This is a genomic window from Streptomyces sp. NPDC002870, from assembly GCF_042888505.1.
Lineage (GTDB): Bacteria > Actinomycetota > Actinomycetes > Streptomycetales > Streptomycetaceae > Streptomyces.
This window is the reverse complement of sequence record NZ_JBIAPW010000006.1, coordinates 36,206-51,259: the sequence shown is the minus strand read 5'-3', so window position 1 is coordinate 51,259 and position 15,054 is coordinate 36,206. Positions and strand designations below refer to the sequence as shown.

Sequence of the window (15,054 nt, the reverse complement as noted above, 5' to 3'; positions counted from 1 at the left end):
CCCATGGAGCGCTCGGCCGACGTGAGCTCGACTAGCCTGAGTGCACGATGAACCGTTTGACGACGTCATGGGGCGCGTTCGACCTCGCCCGCTTCCCCGAGGACCCCCGCGACCAGCTCCGCGCCTGGGACGCCGCCGATGAGTACCTTCTCCGGCAACTCAAGGGGGACGAGCCCCTCAAGGGAATCGAGGACGCCGGGCCCACGGATCTCTCCGGCACCGTGGTCGTCGTCGGCGACCGGTGGGGCGCCCTCGCAACCTCGCTCGCCGAGCACCGCCCCGTACAGATCACCGACTCCTTTCTCGGCCAGCAGGCGACCCGCGCGAATCTGGCGCGCAACGGCGTCGACGCCGATGCGGTGCGGCTGTTGTCGGTCAGGGAGGTCCCGCCGGAGCGCATCGACGTACTGCTGGTGCGGGTACCCAAGAGCCTCGCGCTGCTGGAGGACCAGCTGCACCGTCTCGCGCCCGCCGTGCACGCGGACACCGTCGTCGTCGGCACCGGCATGGTCACCGAGATCCACACCTCCACGCTGAAGCTGTTCGAGCGGATCATCGGTCCGACCAGGACCTCGCTGGCGGTGAAGAAGGCGCGGCTGATCTTCAGTACGCCCGACCCGCGCCTCGCCCGCACCGCCGGCCCCTGGCCGCTGCGGTACGCACTGCCCGCCGATGCCGGAGCGCTCGCCGGCCGGACGGTGACCAATCATGCGGGCATCTTCTGCGCCGAGCGCCTCGACATCGGCACCAGGTTCTTCCTGCGCAACCTGCCGAAGCGGCGCGGCCCGGAGCGGGTGGTGGATCTGGGCTGCGGCAACGGCGTGATCGGCACGGCGGCCGCGCTGGCCAATCCGGAGGCCTCGGTGACGTTCATCGACGAGTCGTTCTCCGCGGTGGCATCGGCCGAGGCCACGTACCGCGACAATGTCGACTCGGACGCGCAGGCCGAGTTCCTGGTGCGCGACGGGCTGTCCGGGGTGCCGGCCGACTCGGTCGACCTGGTCCTGAACAATCCGCCGTTCCACTCGCACCAGGCGACGACGGACGCGACGGCCCGCCGGATGTTCGGCGGAGCGCGCCGCGCGCTGCGGTCCGGGGGCGAGCTGTGGGTGATCGGCAACCGGCACCTCGGGTACCACGTGAAGCTGCGCCGTATGTTCGGCAACTGCGAAGTCGTGGCCTCCGACCCGAAGTTCGTGGTCCTGCGGGCCGTCAAGAAGTAGCGGTCAGCAGGGCGGGCCGCCGGGCCGCCACCTGGAGGCGCTCACAGCGCCCTGCTTCTCGGAGGCCGAACTGACGGAGATCGACCGTTTGCTGACCAAGAGCGGGTGAAGAGCGGGTGACTGGCGCGCACAGCTCTTGGCGTCGGGCTCTCGCTGCCCGAAACTGACCCGATGACGCAGCGCGTAGATCTCGCGACCGTGATGGACCGGCTGTCCATCGACGAATTGGTCACCAGTTACGCGGTGGCCGTGGACGACGCCGACTGGAGCGCCTACCGGGCTCTGTTCGCGCGGGAGGGGCGCGCCGACTACCGCAGCTCGGGCGGGATCGAGGGTCCGGCCGCCGAAGTCGCCGACTGGCTGGCTCAGACGCTCCGGCTCTTTCCGGTGCGACAGCACCTCATCGTCAACCGGCGGCTGCACATTCAGGACCTGGGCGGCTATCCGGGCGACCGTGCGGAGGTGCAGGCCGACTATGTGAACCCGATGCGTCTCGAGTCGGGGGACGACTTCGTCTCCGGGGGCCGGTACGCGTTCAGTCTGCTGCGTACGGACGAGGGCTGGCGGCTGCGGACCGTGGTGATCCACGAGAAGTGGCGGCGTTCCGCGGGGGCGCTCGACGGCGGCTGACGCCCGGAGTGCCCTGTCGGTGCAGATCCCGCTCGCGCACACTGGAGGGGAACAGTGCTCGCGGGCCCTTCGAGGCAGCACGAGGAGGCGCGGCATGCGGATTCCGGTCGGCCGGCCGAAGCGGCGGGAGGGGCTGGAGGGACACGAGCGGCACGAGAGTCACGAGAGTGGGGAGCGGCGCGAGAGCGAGTCGTTCGCGCGGCGGGCGCTGTCGTCCCCGCGGTGGCGCGGCGCGGCCGCGGTGGCTGCCGGTGCGCTGCCCGCTCTCGCCTTTCCCGAGCCCTCGCTGTGGTGGTTCGCGTATGCCGCGCTGGTGCCGTGGATGCTGCTTGTGCGTTCCGCGCCGACGGGCCGCCGTGCGGCGGTCGAGGGCTGGCTGGGCGGCATCGGCTTCGTGATCGCCGTGCACCACTGGCTGGTGCCGAGCCTGCATGTCTTCATCGTCGTGATTGCCGCGCTCGTCGGGCTGATGTGGGCGCCCTGGGGCTGGCTCGTGTGGTCGCTCCTCGGCGGGACGCCGTCGCCGTGGCGTGCGGCCGCGGCGCTCGCGGTCGTCCCTTCCGGCTGGCTGATGATCGAACTGGCCCGGTCCTGGGAGAGCCTCGGCGGACCTTGGGGTCTGCTCGGGGCGAGCCAGTGGGAGGTCTCCCCCGCCCTGCGGCTCGCCTCGGTAGGTGGCGTGTGGCTGGTGAGTCTGCTGGTGTTGGCCGTGAACACGGCGATCACCGTGCTGATTGCGGTGCCGCACGCCCGTACGGCCGCGGTGGGTGGCGGCCTCATATGTGCGCTCACCACCGCGGCGGTCTGGATGTGGGTTCCGCAGCCAGGGCAGTCGGGGCGGGCGCGTGTGGCGGTCGTCCAGCCGGGAGTCGTCAACGGCATGGAGAGCGTCGAGCGCCGCTTCGCCCGCAGTGAGGAGCTGACCCGCGAACTGGCCGGGCAGGACCTCGATCTGGTGGTCTGGGGCGAGAGCAGTGTCGGCGCGGATCTGCGCGAGCGTCCCGATCTGGCCGCTCGTCTCGCGGTGCTCTCGCGCGCGGTCGGGGCCGAGGTGCTGGTGAATGTGGACGCCCGGCGCGCGGGCGGCACGGGCCCCGCCGGGATCTTCAAGAGCTCGGTCCTCGTGGGCCCGCAGGGCCCGACCGGCGACCGCTACGACAAGATGCGGCTGGTCCCCTTCGGTGAGTACGTCCCGGCCCGCGCGCTTCTCGGCTGGGCGACCTCGGTCGGCAAGGCCGCGGGCGAGGACCGGCTGCGCGGCAGCCGCCCGGTGGTGATGGTGCTGCCCGGCGACGGCGGCCTGCGGCTGGGCCCGCTGGTCTGCTTCGAGTCGGCGTTCCCCGACATGAGCCGGCGGCTCACCCGGGACGGCGCACAGCTGCTGATCGCCCAGTCGGCGACCTCGTCGTTCCAGGGGAGTTGGGCGCCGGAGCAGCACGCCTCTCTGGCGGCGCTCCGGGCGGCCGAGAGCGGGCGGCCGATGGTGCATGCCACCCTCACCGGCGTCAGCGCGGTGTACGGGCCGGACGGCGAGCGGGTCGGCGGCCTGCTGGGCACGGACAGCAGCACCGCGGCGGTCTACGACATCCCGCTCGCCCGCGGCACGACCCCGTACGTGCGGTTCGGCGACTGGCCGGTCTACGGCGCGCTGGCCGTCCTCGCCGCGCTCTGCGCGACCGAGGGTGCCCGGTCTCTCAGGCGGCCTGATCCAGAGCTTGCCGAACCACCCGTTCACACAGCTCATGAGTCCGCAGCGCGTCCTGGGCGCTGAGGAGCTTCCCGGCGCGTACGGCGTCGAGGAAGGCCAGCACCGACTGCTCGATGCCGCGCTGGCGGGCGACCGGCACCCAGTCGCCGCGCCGCCGCAGGCTCGGCTGTCCCTTGTGGTCCACGATCTCCGCGAGATTGCGGACCTCGCGCTTGGTGTCCTGGCCCGACACTTCGAGGATCTCCTCGGTCGAGCCGCTCATCCGGTTCATCGTGCCGATCGCGGTGAAGCCGTCGCCGGACAGCTGCAGCACGACGTGGTGCATCAGGCCGTCGACGATCCGGGCCCGTACGTCCGTGTGGTCTACCGGTCCGGGGACGAGGAAGCGCAGGGTGTCTACGACGTGGATGAAGTCGTCGAGGACGAGGGTGCGTGGGTCCTCGGCGAGACCAACGCGGTTCTTCTGCATCAGGATCAGCTCGCGCGGGTGCTCGATGCACTGTGCGTAGCCGGGCGCGAGGCGGCGGTTGAAGCCGACGGCGAGGCTGGTGGCGCGCTCCTCGGCGAGGCTCACCAGCCGCTCCGAGTCGGCCAGTTCGTACGCCAGCGGCTTGTCGACGTACGTCGCGACACCCGCTTCGAGCAGTCGGGTGACGATCTCGGCGTGCACGGACGTCGGCGCGTGCACAAAGGCGGCGTCCAGGTCCTGGGCGATCAGTGAGTCGAGGCCGGTGTGGCGCCGTTCGGCGGGGATGTGGTGGGCCTCGGCGATCCGCGCCAGGGTGGCGGGAGTGCGGGTCTGCAGATGCAGTTCGACCCCGGGCAGGGCGGTGAGCACGGGCAGATAGGCCTTCCGCGCGATGTCGCCGAGCCCGATGCAGCCGACCTTCACAGGGGCCTCCCTTGGCGCTCTGCCGGTTGTCAGTGGCGAACGTCGTGTACGTCCTGCGCTCCGGCAGCATACGTGCGCTGCGGCGGCTGCCAGTCGGCGATTCCGTCGAACGTCCGCAGAACGATGCCGGGTCCGAGCCGGGAGACGGCGGAGATCAGGGTCTCGCGCACCAGGACGGCCGGAGTGCTCGTCAGGGACATCAGCCGGGCGACCTTCGCGGCCTTGCGGACGATGTCCGTGGTGCGCGGCAGGCGCTGCGCGCTGTACGCGGCGAGCCCCGCGCCCAGGTCGCCGCCGGGGGCCGCGTGGTGGGCGAGCACGATGCCGTCCTCGATGGCCTGGTTGCCGCCCTGGCCGAGATTGGGCGCCATCGCGTGGGCGGCGTCACCGAGGAGCACGGTCCGGCCGCGGTGGAAGGACGGCAGCGGGTCGATGAGGTGGTGGACGTCGTTGCGCAGCACCTGGCCCGGTTCGACGGCGGCGATGATCCCCGGGATGGGATCGTGCCAGCCGCCGAAGCGGCGCAGCAGTTCGGCCTTCTCGTCGTCGGCACGGGCTCCGGCGGGGGCGACGGCGGCTGCGTACGCGTAGATCCGGCCGTCCTTGAGGGGCTGGGTGCCCCACAGGGTGCCGGGGCCCCAGGTCTCGTGCGGTTCGAAGGGACGGTCGGGCGCGGGGACGACGACGCGCCAGGTGGTGAATCCGGCGTAGGCGGGGCCGGGGTGGTCCGGGAAGAGAGTGCGGCGCACACCCGAGTTGATGCCGTCCGCACCGATGACGAGGTCGGCCTCGATCTCCCCGTCAGGGGTGGCCACACGGGCCGGGCGGCCGGCCGTGGCGCCGGGATCGGCGAGCTGCCCGGGGCTGCCGGTGCGCACCGCGGCGGCGGGCAGCCGGGACGCGATGCGGTCGATCAGGGTGGCGCGGTGGACCAGCACCAGGGGTCCGCCGAATCGTTCGGCCGCGGCGGCGCTGTTCGTACGGGAGAGCCAGCGGCCGCCCGGATTGCGCATGCCGCCGTCGCCCTGCCAGGCGGCCAGTTCGCGGATCTCGTCGCCGAGGCCGATGACGTCGAGGGCGCGCTGGGCGTTGGGGGCGAGGCCGATCCCGGCGCCGACCGGCTCCAGGGATTCGGCGCGCTCCAGGACGGTGACCTGCCAGCCGCTCTGATGCAGGGCCACGGCGGCGGTCAGTCCGCCGATTCCGCTGCCGATGACGACGGCCCGGGGCTTGGGCATGGCTCCTCCTCGGTTCGGGTTCCTGGGTTCGGTTACTTCGGTGCCGGTTCACCGATCCGCTCACTACACCTGTAGTAGGACTCACCGTACTACAGCTGTAGTTCCGGCGGTAGATTGTCCGCATGGCCGAACGCACCACCACGAGCAATTCCCGTGCCGAACTGATCGCCGACGCCGCGCTGAGGCTGCTCGCCGAGCGCGGAATGCGCGGGCTCACCCACCGCGCCGTGGACGAGGCGGCCGGACTCCCCCAGGGCTCGACGTCCAATTACGCGCGCACCCGGCAGGCGCTGCTGGAGGCGGCCGTACGGCGGCAGGCGGAGCGCGAGGCGGCCGTCCTCACCCCCCACGAGATGCCGGTGCCCGACGGCAGTATCGAGGGCCTGGTCGACGCGCTCGCGCCGGCCCTGCACCGCCATCTGACCCGCCACCGCGAACTGCTCGTCTCCCGCTACGAACTGGCGCTGGAGGCGACGCGAAGGCCCGAGCTGCGGGAGTTCTACGACGCGACGGGCAACCAGTTCCGCGCCCCGCTCAACGCCCTCATGGCCGCGGCGGGTTCGCCAGAACCGGAGCGGCACGCCCTGTCGTTGCTGGCCTGGTGCGAGGGCCTGATGTTCTCCTGCGCGGCCGGGTCGTACCACTCCGCCGTCCCCGACCTCGCTCAGCTGCGCACCGGACTCACCGAACTGCTGCGCGGAATGCTGGGCGAATAAGCCCTGGCGGCACGGGTGGTTCGTACATCAGGATGATCGCCATGACGACACCTGAACGGACCGAACCCGCCACCACCGCGGGCGAGCGCGAGATGCTCGACGGCTGGCTGGACTACCACCGCGAGACGCTGGCATTCAAGTGCGCGGGCCTGGACGACAATCAGCTGAAGGAGCTGGCCGCGCCGCCCTCCGAGCTCTCTCTGCTCGGACTCCTACGGCACATGGCGGAGGTCGAGCGGGGGTGGTTCCGCAACACGCTGGCCGGGGAGGCTTCCGAGCCGCTCTTTTACACCGAAGACGACCATGACGGCGACTTCCACTGCACCGAGCAGGACACCTATGCCGAGGCCTATGCCGCCTGGCAGGCCGAGATAGCACGGGCGCGGGAGCTGGCCGCCGCCCATGGGCTCGACGACGTGGGCAAGGTGAAGTCCCGACGCACCGGGGAGAGCTACAACCTGCGGTGGATCATGACGCACATGATCGAGGAGTACGCGCGCCACAACGGCCACGCGGATCTGCTCCGTGAGCGGATCGACGGCGCGACGGGCGACTGACCGGAGGCTGACCGGCGTCACCCGTGCGGGCCATTGTGAGCCCGTACGACTGTGAACGGGCCCCGCGCACAGCAGAGTTGCGCGGGTGCACCGATCAAGAACCACCGCGAAGGTCCTGGCAGGGGTAGCCGTCTGGGCCGTGTCCGGCTGTGTGGCCGTGGAGCCGCAGCCCGTGCCCGCACCCCCGTCCCACGGCGGGCGCCCGGCACAGGCCGTGGAGCCGCAGATCGTACAGAGACCGGCCCGCGAAGTCCTGGCGCCCCCGCCCCTGACTTCGCCCCCGGCCGAAACCGCCGCTCCCCCGCCGGCGCCGGCTCCCGCCGCCCGTCACGTACCGAACGATCTATCAGAGTCCCCGCTGCCGAAGTCGCCGCCACCACGGCCCCGGCCCGCCGCGCCGCCTCCCCTGCAGCCGTTGCCGGCCGTCGGGCCGGACGTCTGCGCCCTGGGCGAGAGCTACGGCCGCTGGCGGCCAGGCAGCCCCGAGTCCCGGATCTGCCGGGAGGCCTACCGGAGTTGAGCCCCGCCCGCCGGTCGAGCCTCACCCGCGCGAGCCTCACTCGCCGGTCAGTAGGCGCTCCAGCCGGTCGATAGCGGCCCGGACGCCGTTTCCGTATCCGTCGTCCCCCAGGGCGTCGGTCGCCGCGCGCGCCCGGTCGAGGTGGACGCGCGCGGGCTCCGGGCGCCCGAGCTTCACATAGTCGGCGGCGAGGTTGAGATGGAGCGAGGGGTAGAAGGCCCGCACGGCGAGCGTCGCCTCGTGCCGGGCCAGCCGCTCGTCGCTCAGTCCTTCCGCCGCCGCAAGCGCCCGCAGATCCCAGGCGAGCTCGTCGCCGGCGTCGTCCTGGGCGTCGGCCATGTAGTGCGCCAGAGTGCAGCGGTGGAGAGGATCACCGGCCTCGCCGATCTCCGACCAGAGCGCGCCGAAGCGATTACGCGCCTCCTCGCGGTCTCCGCCGTGCAGCAACATGATCGCTTGCCCGATCCGGGTCATGACGGCGTCCTCCGACGCCTCCTGCTGCTCCATCACTGCGGCCTCCCACGTCCGTGCGGCGAATCGCGACCATCCACGGATCACGACGCTAGCCGCCGCCACGGACAATGCCGCACAGGCTCGGGCGCGGGCCCGAGCCTGTCAGCCGGGTGCGCGAACGCTCGGCCGAGGCGCTCAGCCGAGGTTCGGAATCCGCCAGTCGATGGGCTCGTGCCCCTGGGCCGCCACCGCCTCGTTGATCTGTGTGAACGGGTGGGAGCCGAAGAACTTCTTGGCCGAGAGCGGCGAGGGATGCGCGCCCTTGACCACCGCATGACGCGTCTCGTCGATCAAGGGCAGCTTCTTCTGCGCGTAATTGCCCCACAGGACGAACACCGCGGGGTCGGGCCGCGAGGCCACGGCGCGGATCACCGCGTCCGTCACCTTCTCCCATCCCTTGCCCTTGTGGGAGTTGGCCTCACCGGCCCGCACCGTCAGCACGGCGTTGAGCAGCAGCACGCCCTGCTCGGCCCACGGCATCAGATAGCCGTTGTCCGGGACGGGGTGACCGAGCTCCGCTTCCATCTCCTTGTAGATGTTCCGCAGGGAGGGCGGGGTCTTGACGCCCGGCCGCACGGAGAAGCAGAGGCCGTGCCCCTGCCCCTCTCCGTGGTACGGGTCCTGGCCGAGGATCAAGACCTTGACGCGGTCGTACGGGGTGGCGTCGAGCGCGGCGAAGACCTCTTCGCGCGGCGGGTAGACCGGCCCACGCGCCCGCTCCTCCTCGACGAATTCGGTGAGCTCCTTGAAGTAGGGCTTGTGGAGCTCTTCGCCGAGGACGTCGCGCCAGGACTCGGGCAGCATGTCGGTGTCGGTCACGTCAACAACCTCCGGTATGCGATCAGTTGGACCACAGAACCTACCTGCGGCCACTGACAGTCGCGTCTACCAGCTGGCCTTCCGGTACAGCTCCCACAGTTGCATGATCGAATTCGGGTCCGAGGCGCGCTCGCAGCCACCGACTTCCTCGCTGGTGGCAATGAACAACTTCCCCTGCCACAGAGGCAGCAGACGCACGTCGTCGACGAAGATCTCCTGCGCCCGCTCGAACTGCGAGCCGACCGCGCCGCGGTCGCTCTCACGCCGGGACGCGGGCAGCAGCTGTTCGGTGATCTCGCTGTTCTCGTACGGAGTGTTGAGCACGTTGTTCGAGCCGACGAACGGCGCGATGAAGTTGTCCGGGTCCGGGAAGTCGGGAAACCAGCCGCGGCCGAATACGGGGTACTCGCCCTGCCGGTAGCCCTGCTGGAATTCCGCCCAAGGCTTGCCCTGAATCGTGATCTTGAAGAGTCCCGTGGCGTCAAGCTGCCGCTTGAGCTCGGCGAACTCCCGCGCGGTTGCGGAGCCGTAGCGGTCGGTGGTGTGCCAGAACGTCAGCGGCACCGGCTGGGTGATGTCCGCCTCCTGGAGGATCTTCCTCGCCTTGTCCACATCCGGCTCACCGTAACGGTCGAAGAACTCGGTGGTGTGCCCGAAGATGCCCTTGGGGATCATCGAGTACAGCGGCTCCGCCGTGCTCTTGTAAACTTCGGAGACCAGGGCACCGCGGTCGACGATCTGGGCGATCGCACGCCGTACCGCGAGCTTGCCCGCCATGGGGTCTTTGGGGTTGAAGACGAGGTAGCGGATTTCCGCACCGAAGGTCTCCACCAGCTGGAGGTGAGCGTTCTCCGGCTTCCGCTGCTGCAGCTCAACGACGGCCGGCGCGGTCAGCACGCGGTCGACGACGTCGATCTCCTTCTTCTTGAGCGCCCCCAGCATCACATCCGAGTCACTGAAGTAACGGATGGTGACGCCGTCGTTCTTGACCTCCGCGTTCCCCCGGTACTTGGAGTTCTTGGTCAAAACGGCCCGGTCGCCCTTCTTGAACGCATCCAGGGCGTACGGCCCAGAGCCGGTCAGCTTGCCGTCCTCGCGGAGCTCGTCCGCAGGGTACTCCTTGGGCGGAACCATGGCCATCGCGGGTGTGCCGAGGATGAACGGGAACGTGGCGTCCGGCGTCTTGAGGCTGAACTTCACGATGCGGTCGCCGACCGTCTCGATCTTGTCGAGGGAGCCGAGCAGACCGTTCGGGCCACCCTGCACATCGATCTTCCGGACCCGGTCGATGGAGTGCTTGACGGCCGCGGCGTCGAGCTTGTCGCCGTTGGAGAACTGCAGCCCCTCACGCAGCTCGCACTGGAAGATCTTGCTGTTGCCGTCCACGAACCCGCAGCTCTTGGCCGCGTCGGGCTGCGGCACGGTGCTCCCAGTGGGGAAGCTCAGCAGCGACTGGAAGACGTTCCGGTACAGCTCCCATGAACCGTCCCAGGCGGCGGCCGGGTCGAGGGTACTGGGCTGACTCGTCGTCCCGACCGAAATCTTCTGCTCACGCTCGGCGTCCTCACCCGAGAACACACTGCATCCGGCCAGCAGAGATATGGACGCTAGGGCTGCAGCGGCCTGCAGACAGGTCCGGTAGAACACGTGCACGCTCCTCGTTCAGCCATGGGTCGGCCGACCATACCGCAGCGCCCCGCCGGGTCAACCTTCTGGCCCGGCAGGGCATTTGATGCATTCAGCAACAAATCGGTTCAGGGCGGTCAGTGAACCCCGGCATTGAGGAAGATACCGCCGTCCACCACCAGCGTCTGACCGGTGATCCAGTCCGACTGGTCGGACGTGAGGAACGCTGCTGCGCCCCCGATGTCCTCCGGGACTCCGAGCCGTGCCAGCGGGTAGGCCGCGGCAGCCTCGGCCTCCCGGCCCTCGTACAGCGCTTCGGCGAACTTCGTCTTGATCACCGCGGGGGCGATCGCGTTGACCCGGACGCCCGGCGCGAACTCGTGCGCCAGTTGCAGGGTCAGATTGACCATGGCCGCCTTGCTCATACCGTACGCACCGATGAAGGGCGACGGGGCGATACCGGCGACAGAGGCGATGTTCACGATCGCACCGCCGTTCTCCTTCTGCCAGGCCTTCCAGGTCTGCTGCGCGAAGCCGAGCGCCGAGATCACATTGGTCTCGTAGACCTTGCGCGCCACATTCAGGTCGAGATCCGCCATAGGCCCGAAGACCGGATTCGTGCCGGCGTTGTTGATCAGGAAGTCGACCCGGCCGAAGGCCTCCATGGTGCGCTCGACGGCGGCCGCCTGGTGGGACTCGTCGTGGGCCTTGCCGGGGACGCTGATCACGCGATCGGCGCCGAGCCGCTCCACGGCCTCCTTGAGCGCGTCCTCACCACGGCCGGTGATGCACACCCGGTCGCCGCGCGCGACGAGCGCCTCGGCGACGCCATAGCCGATGCCACGGCTCGCGCCCGTGATCAGGGCGACCTTCCCGCTGTCCTGTACCTCTGAGGTCATGGTCCTGGTCTCCCGGTTCAGTTGAGCGGTCCGCCGGCGACGTACAGGACCTGGCCGGAGACAAAGCCGGCGTCCTCGCCCGTGAAGAAGGCGATCGCGTTGGCAATGTCGTCGGGCCTGCCGACGCGCTGGACCGGGATCTGGGTGGCTGCCGCGGTCTGGAACTCCTCGAAGCCCATGCCTACGCGGGCGGCCGTCTGGGCCGTCATCTCGGTGACGATGAAGCCGGGGGCGACGGCGTTGGCCGTGATGCCGAACTTGCCGAGCTCCTTGGCGAGGGTCTTGGTGAAGCCCTGCAGACCGGCCTTGACGGCGGAGTAGTTGGCCTGGCCGCGGTTGCCCAGCGCGGAGCTGGAGGAGAGCGAGACGATACGTCCGAATCCGGCGTCCACCATGTGCTTCTGGCAGGCCTTGGCCATCAGGAACGCGCCCTTGAGGTGCACGTTCACCACGGTGTCCCAGTCGGACTCGGTCATCTTGAAGAGCAGGTTGTCGCGGAGCACGCCCGCGTTGTTGACGAGGATGGTCGGCGCGCCGAGTTCGGCGGCGACACGCGCGACGGCTGCCTCCACCTGGGCGCTGTCGGACACGTCGCAGCCTACGGCGAGGGCCTTGCCGCCGGCCGCAGTGATCTTCTCGACGGTGTCCTTGCAGGCCGCCTCGTCCAGGTCGAGTACGGCTACGGCGCGGCCCTCGGCCGCCAGCCGTACCGCGGTTGCGGCGCCAATGCCGCGCGCCGCCCCGGTCACTACGGCGACGCGCTGCTCGGTGGTGGACATGCTGGTTCTCCTCGCCCTTGGATGCGGCTCACCCGGAAACGTCCCACGTCCCCCGGATGAGCGACCGCTTAGTACCTTCAGCAGACGAGACGCTAGAAGCCCTGGCACCCGGTGTCAACGGCCCATCGGGTGCCGCGGGTCACTGAGAGCCCCTATCGGACCAGCAGCGCCAGCAGCCGCTCCACCTCTGCCTCCGGATCGGCGGTCAGCCCGGTGTGCACCGGGCCCGGCTGTACGACGGTCGAGCGCGGCGCGATCAGCCAGCGGAAGCGGCGGCCCGGGTCGTCGCGCGCCGCCTGGCCCGCGTCCTCACCACCGAGGCAGACGCCCTCGACGGCGTGCAGCGCGGCGCGTACACCCGTCACATCGGCGTCCGGGTCCAGCGCTCTGAGTTTCGCCTCGTCCAGATGCGTACGCGCGGCGACGAAGGACTTGGCACGGCAGTAGACCACCACACCGGCGTTGAAGCACTCGCCGCGCTCGACCCGCGGCACCACACGCAGCAGCGCGTACTCGAAGACATCGCGCCCGCTCACTTCGCGCCGCCCTTCCCGGTCAGCCAGCCGGGGGCCCGGGACGGCCGGTGCCCCTTGGCTGGCTCGCCCAGGGTGATACGGGTGTGCATCGTCGCCGCGCGCGGCAGCAGCGCCTCGACATAGGCGCGGCGCAGCGCGTCGGTGGTCGCGAAGCCCGGCTCGTCGACCAGCCACTCGTCCGGGACGTCGGCGGCCACCTCGGTCAGCAGTTCCTCGGTGACCAACGGCGCGAGATCGGCCGCCGCTCCATCGATGTCCGGCTTGAAGGGGGCGAGGACATGGTCGGAGGCGTCGTACGGCTTGACTGCGGAGGCGGCGGCGCCCGGCCAGTTGTGGTGCCAGATCATGGTCGCGCCGTGGTCGATCAGCCACAGGTCGCCGTGCCACACCAGCATGTTGGGATTGCGCCAGGAGCGGTCGACGTTGTTGATCAGAGCGTCGAACCAGACGACTCGGCCGGCCTCGGCCGCGTCCACCTCGTAGGCGAGCGGGTCGAAGCCGAGGGAACCGGGCAGGAAGTCCATCCCGAGGTTCAGCCCGCCGCTCGCCTTCAGCAGCTCCTGCACCTCCTGGTCGGGCTCGGCGAGACCGATCACCGGGTCGAGCTGGATGCCGACCAGCTCCGGCACGCGCAGGCCGAGCCGCCGTCCCAGCTGCCCGCAGATGACTTCAGCGACCAGGGTCTTGCGGCCCTGTCCCGCGCCGGTGAACTTCATGACGTACGTACCGAGATCGTCGGCCTCGACGATGCCGGGGAGCGAGCCGCCTTCACGCAAGGGCGTGACGTAGCGGGTCGCGGTGACCTCTGTAAGCATTTCCCCAGGCTATACGGCCGGACCCCCTGCAAATCCACGGTTCGGGCGGGCGTCGCACAACCTGGGGACTCGCGGCGCCCTCTCAGGCGGTCGCTGCGCCGAAGAGTCGTCACGGCGGACAGTCCGGCCGAGCGGCAAACCACCCGCCAGCCGCGTCCCCAACCTCCGTCTCGCCGTTCACGACGGCACTCCGGCGGGCTGTCGGAGCGGTAGCGGTGTCTGGACCTTGGTGCCTACGATCGGAGGGCCGATCAATGGAAATAGGATTCGAGCACGCCACGACGCCGGATATCGAGCGTCACGCAGTGGAATGAGCCGCCGAACGGGGCGCAGTGCAGCAGGTCGCACGGGATCGGCTCGAACCCCCACCTTTCGAGCGCGCGCAGTATGTCGGTGTGGTGCCGCTCCGCGATCACCCGTTTCTCATCGATCATCAGAACGTTCATGCTGAGCCACTTGCCGCACATCGAGGTGATCTTGAGCAAGCGCTCGTCGATCGGGTTGGGCTCGGGAGCGATCAGGATGTCCCACGAGCTCAGAACGTCAGGCAGGCGGTCGACGTCGATGTATACAGGATTGACCAGTGCCTTGCCGGGCGCGAGCAGGACGAACGTTGTGTCGATGTGCATCGGCGTACGGCAGCGGCTCTCGATCTCGTGGATGCGATAGCCAGGTCCAAGATGGCGGCGCAGCCAATCAATGCCCATCTGGTTGGTGACGTTGCTCCGCGTAACGAAGAGGTCGCGTCCCGCGCGCACGAAATCCGCCGCATCGAACACCGGCTCGAACTCGGTCAGGACGTAGCGCATGGGCTCGCCGGCCTCGGGGATACGGAAATCCGCCTCGAACAGTGCGTCGGTGAGCTGCGGCTTCGGTGCGGCCGTCCAGCGCGCGCCGCGCCGGAAGTAGTCTTTGAGGATCGCGCGATAGGGGTGGGTCTCGAAATACCGGCACGGCCATGCCATCGGGGTCTCGATGATTTCGTCGCCGATCACGAGCATGCTGTCACGCGGATTGGTGTTGCAAAAACCGCGGGACGACCAGTCGGGGGTGCCGAAGCGTTGCCTGTGGTTGACCGCGTCCGGGCGTCTGACCGTGATACCGAGGGACTGCAGGAGAGTGATGAACTGATCGAGCTCATGCTGCGCCGGTTCGATCAGCATGCGCGGATACCTGAAGCCGGCGGCCAGCCCCTGCAACCCCGCCGCCCATGGCGGGATGTTGCAGGTCACGACCGGATGGTTGGAGGGGACCGTCGCGCCATCGAGACGCCCAACGATGACCTCCTCCAGCGGGTCCCACTCGTTGTGTGAATTGACCGGCGACACGGGTTCCGCAGCGTTGTCAGCCGTGGCCGATGGTGCCGACATCACGCGTAGTCCACAGCCCACGTCTGGGTATCGTGGTCTGCCGCCGCCGTCAGAATGCGGGGCCTCTGCATTACCGCCATGCTCAATCGCTTTCGATTTGCAGGAATCGGTACTGGCCATCTCCGATGTTGCCGAAAGTGGCGTGGCCGGGGCTGGTCAGCGTAAACGAGCAGGACCTCGCCGTGTGCGCTGCGAAGCCAGCCTGGCTCGGTG

15 protein-coding genes are annotated in these 15,054 nt (G+C 69.6%); 5 read left to right on the top strand and 10 right to left on the bottom strand.

Annotated features, from left to right (window positions below):
• The first annotated feature begins 47 nt into the window (after window positions 1–47).
• The 3 genes from ACFYWY_RS09795 (at window position 48) to lnt (ending at window position 3,624) form a co-directional block, all read left to right on the top strand.
• A complete protein-coding gene (locus tag ACFYWY_RS09795; RefSeq protein WP_389182432.1) occupies window positions 48–1,223 on the top strand; it encodes a methyltransferase in 1,176 nt (391 codons plus the stop codon).
• Window positions 1,224–1,394: 171 nt separating this feature from the next.
• Window positions 1,395–1,853 (top strand): nuclear transport factor 2 family protein, encoded by a 459-nt coding sequence (locus tag ACFYWY_RS09790; RefSeq protein ID WP_389182429.1) that lies wholly within the window; start codon window positions 1,395–1,397, stop codon window positions 1,851–1,853.
• Window positions 1,854–1,947: 94 nt separating this feature from the next.
• Window positions 1,948–3,624, top strand: a complete 1,677-nt coding sequence (lnt, locus tag ACFYWY_RS09785; protein ID WP_389182425.1) for an apolipoprotein N-acyltransferase — start codon at window positions 1,948–1,950, stop codon at window positions 3,622–3,624.
• On the opposite strand, the gene ACFYWY_RS09780 is transcribed toward lnt, so the two are convergent.
• Both ACFYWY_RS09780 and ACFYWY_RS09775 read right to left on the bottom strand, forming a co-directional pair.
• Window positions 3,548–4,453 (bottom strand): Gfo/Idh/MocA family protein, encoded by a 906-nt coding sequence (locus tag ACFYWY_RS09780; protein ID WP_389182422.1) that lies wholly within the window; start codon window positions 4,451–4,453, stop codon window positions 3,548–3,550. The genes lnt and ACFYWY_RS09780 overlap by 77 nt on opposite strands.
• Before the next feature lie 29 nt (window positions 4,454–4,482).
• On the bottom strand, window positions 4,483–5,691 hold the full coding sequence (locus ACFYWY_RS09775) for an FAD-dependent monooxygenase (RefSeq protein WP_389182419.1): 1,209 nt from the start codon (window positions 5,689–5,691) through the stop codon (window positions 4,483–4,485).
• Window positions 5,692–5,813: 122 nt separating this feature from the next.
• Here ACFYWY_RS09775 and ACFYWY_RS09770 point away from each other — a divergent pair, with 122 nt between their 5' ends.
• Together ACFYWY_RS09770 and ACFYWY_RS09765 are read left to right on the top strand one after the other, a co-directional pair.
• Entirely contained in the window at window positions 5,814–6,407 is a 594-nt protein-coding gene (locus ACFYWY_RS09770; RefSeq protein ID WP_389182416.1) for a TetR/AcrR family transcriptional regulator, read from the top strand.
• A 41-nt stretch (window positions 6,408–6,448) separates the two neighbouring features.
• Window positions 6,449–6,964, top strand: a complete 516-nt coding sequence (locus ACFYWY_RS09765) for a DinB family protein (protein ID WP_389182413.1) — start codon at window positions 6,449–6,451, stop codon at window positions 6,962–6,964.
• A 556-nt stretch (window positions 6,965–7,520) separates the two neighbouring features.
• Here ACFYWY_RS09765 and ACFYWY_RS09760 read toward each other — a convergent pair.
• The 8 genes from ACFYWY_RS09760 to ACFYWY_RS09725 form a co-directional block, all read right to left on the bottom strand.
• Window positions 7,521–7,994, bottom strand: coding sequence for a hypothetical protein (locus ACFYWY_RS09760; protein WP_389182410.1), 474 nt, complete (start codon window positions 7,992–7,994; stop codon window positions 7,521–7,523).
• Between the two features lie 138 nt (window positions 7,995–8,132).
• Window positions 8,133–8,816, bottom strand: coding sequence for a uracil-DNA glycosylase (locus tag ACFYWY_RS09755; protein WP_389182407.1), 684 nt, complete (start codon window positions 8,814–8,816; stop codon window positions 8,133–8,135).
• 66 nt (window positions 8,817–8,882) lie between these two features.
• Window positions 8,883–10,463 (bottom strand): ABC transporter substrate-binding protein, encoded by a 1,581-nt coding sequence (locus tag ACFYWY_RS09750; RefSeq protein WP_389182404.1) that lies wholly within the window; start codon window positions 10,461–10,463, stop codon window positions 8,883–8,885.
• A gap of 116 nt (window positions 10,464–10,579) precedes the next feature.
• Window positions 10,580–11,341, bottom strand: a complete 762-nt coding sequence (locus ACFYWY_RS09745) for an SDR family oxidoreductase (RefSeq protein WP_389182401.1) — start codon at window positions 11,339–11,341, stop codon at window positions 10,580–10,582.
• 17 nt (window positions 11,342–11,358) lie between these two features.
• Window positions 11,359–12,120 (bottom strand): 3-oxoacyl-ACP reductase FabG, encoded by a 762-nt coding sequence (gene fabG / locus ACFYWY_RS09740; protein ID WP_389182398.1) that lies wholly within the window; start codon window positions 12,118–12,120, stop codon window positions 11,359–11,361.
• Between the two features lie 152 nt (window positions 12,121–12,272).
• Complete coding sequence (locus tag ACFYWY_RS09735) at window positions 12,273–12,656, bottom strand: DUF3037 domain-containing protein (RefSeq protein ID WP_389182395.1); 384 nt, start codon at window positions 12,654–12,656, stop codon at window positions 12,273–12,275.
• A complete protein-coding gene (locus tag ACFYWY_RS09730) occupies window positions 12,653–13,471 on the bottom strand; it encodes a HipA family kinase (protein ID WP_389182392.1) in 819 nt (272 codons plus the stop codon). The genes ACFYWY_RS09735 and ACFYWY_RS09730 overlap by 4 nt, the downstream gene beginning before the upstream one ends.
• Before the next feature lie 251 nt (window positions 13,472–13,722).
• Window positions 13,723–14,841, bottom strand: coding sequence for an amidinotransferase (locus ACFYWY_RS09725; protein WP_389182389.1), 1,119 nt, complete (start codon window positions 14,839–14,841; stop codon window positions 13,723–13,725).
• Window positions 14,842–15,054 lie beyond the last annotated feature (213 nt).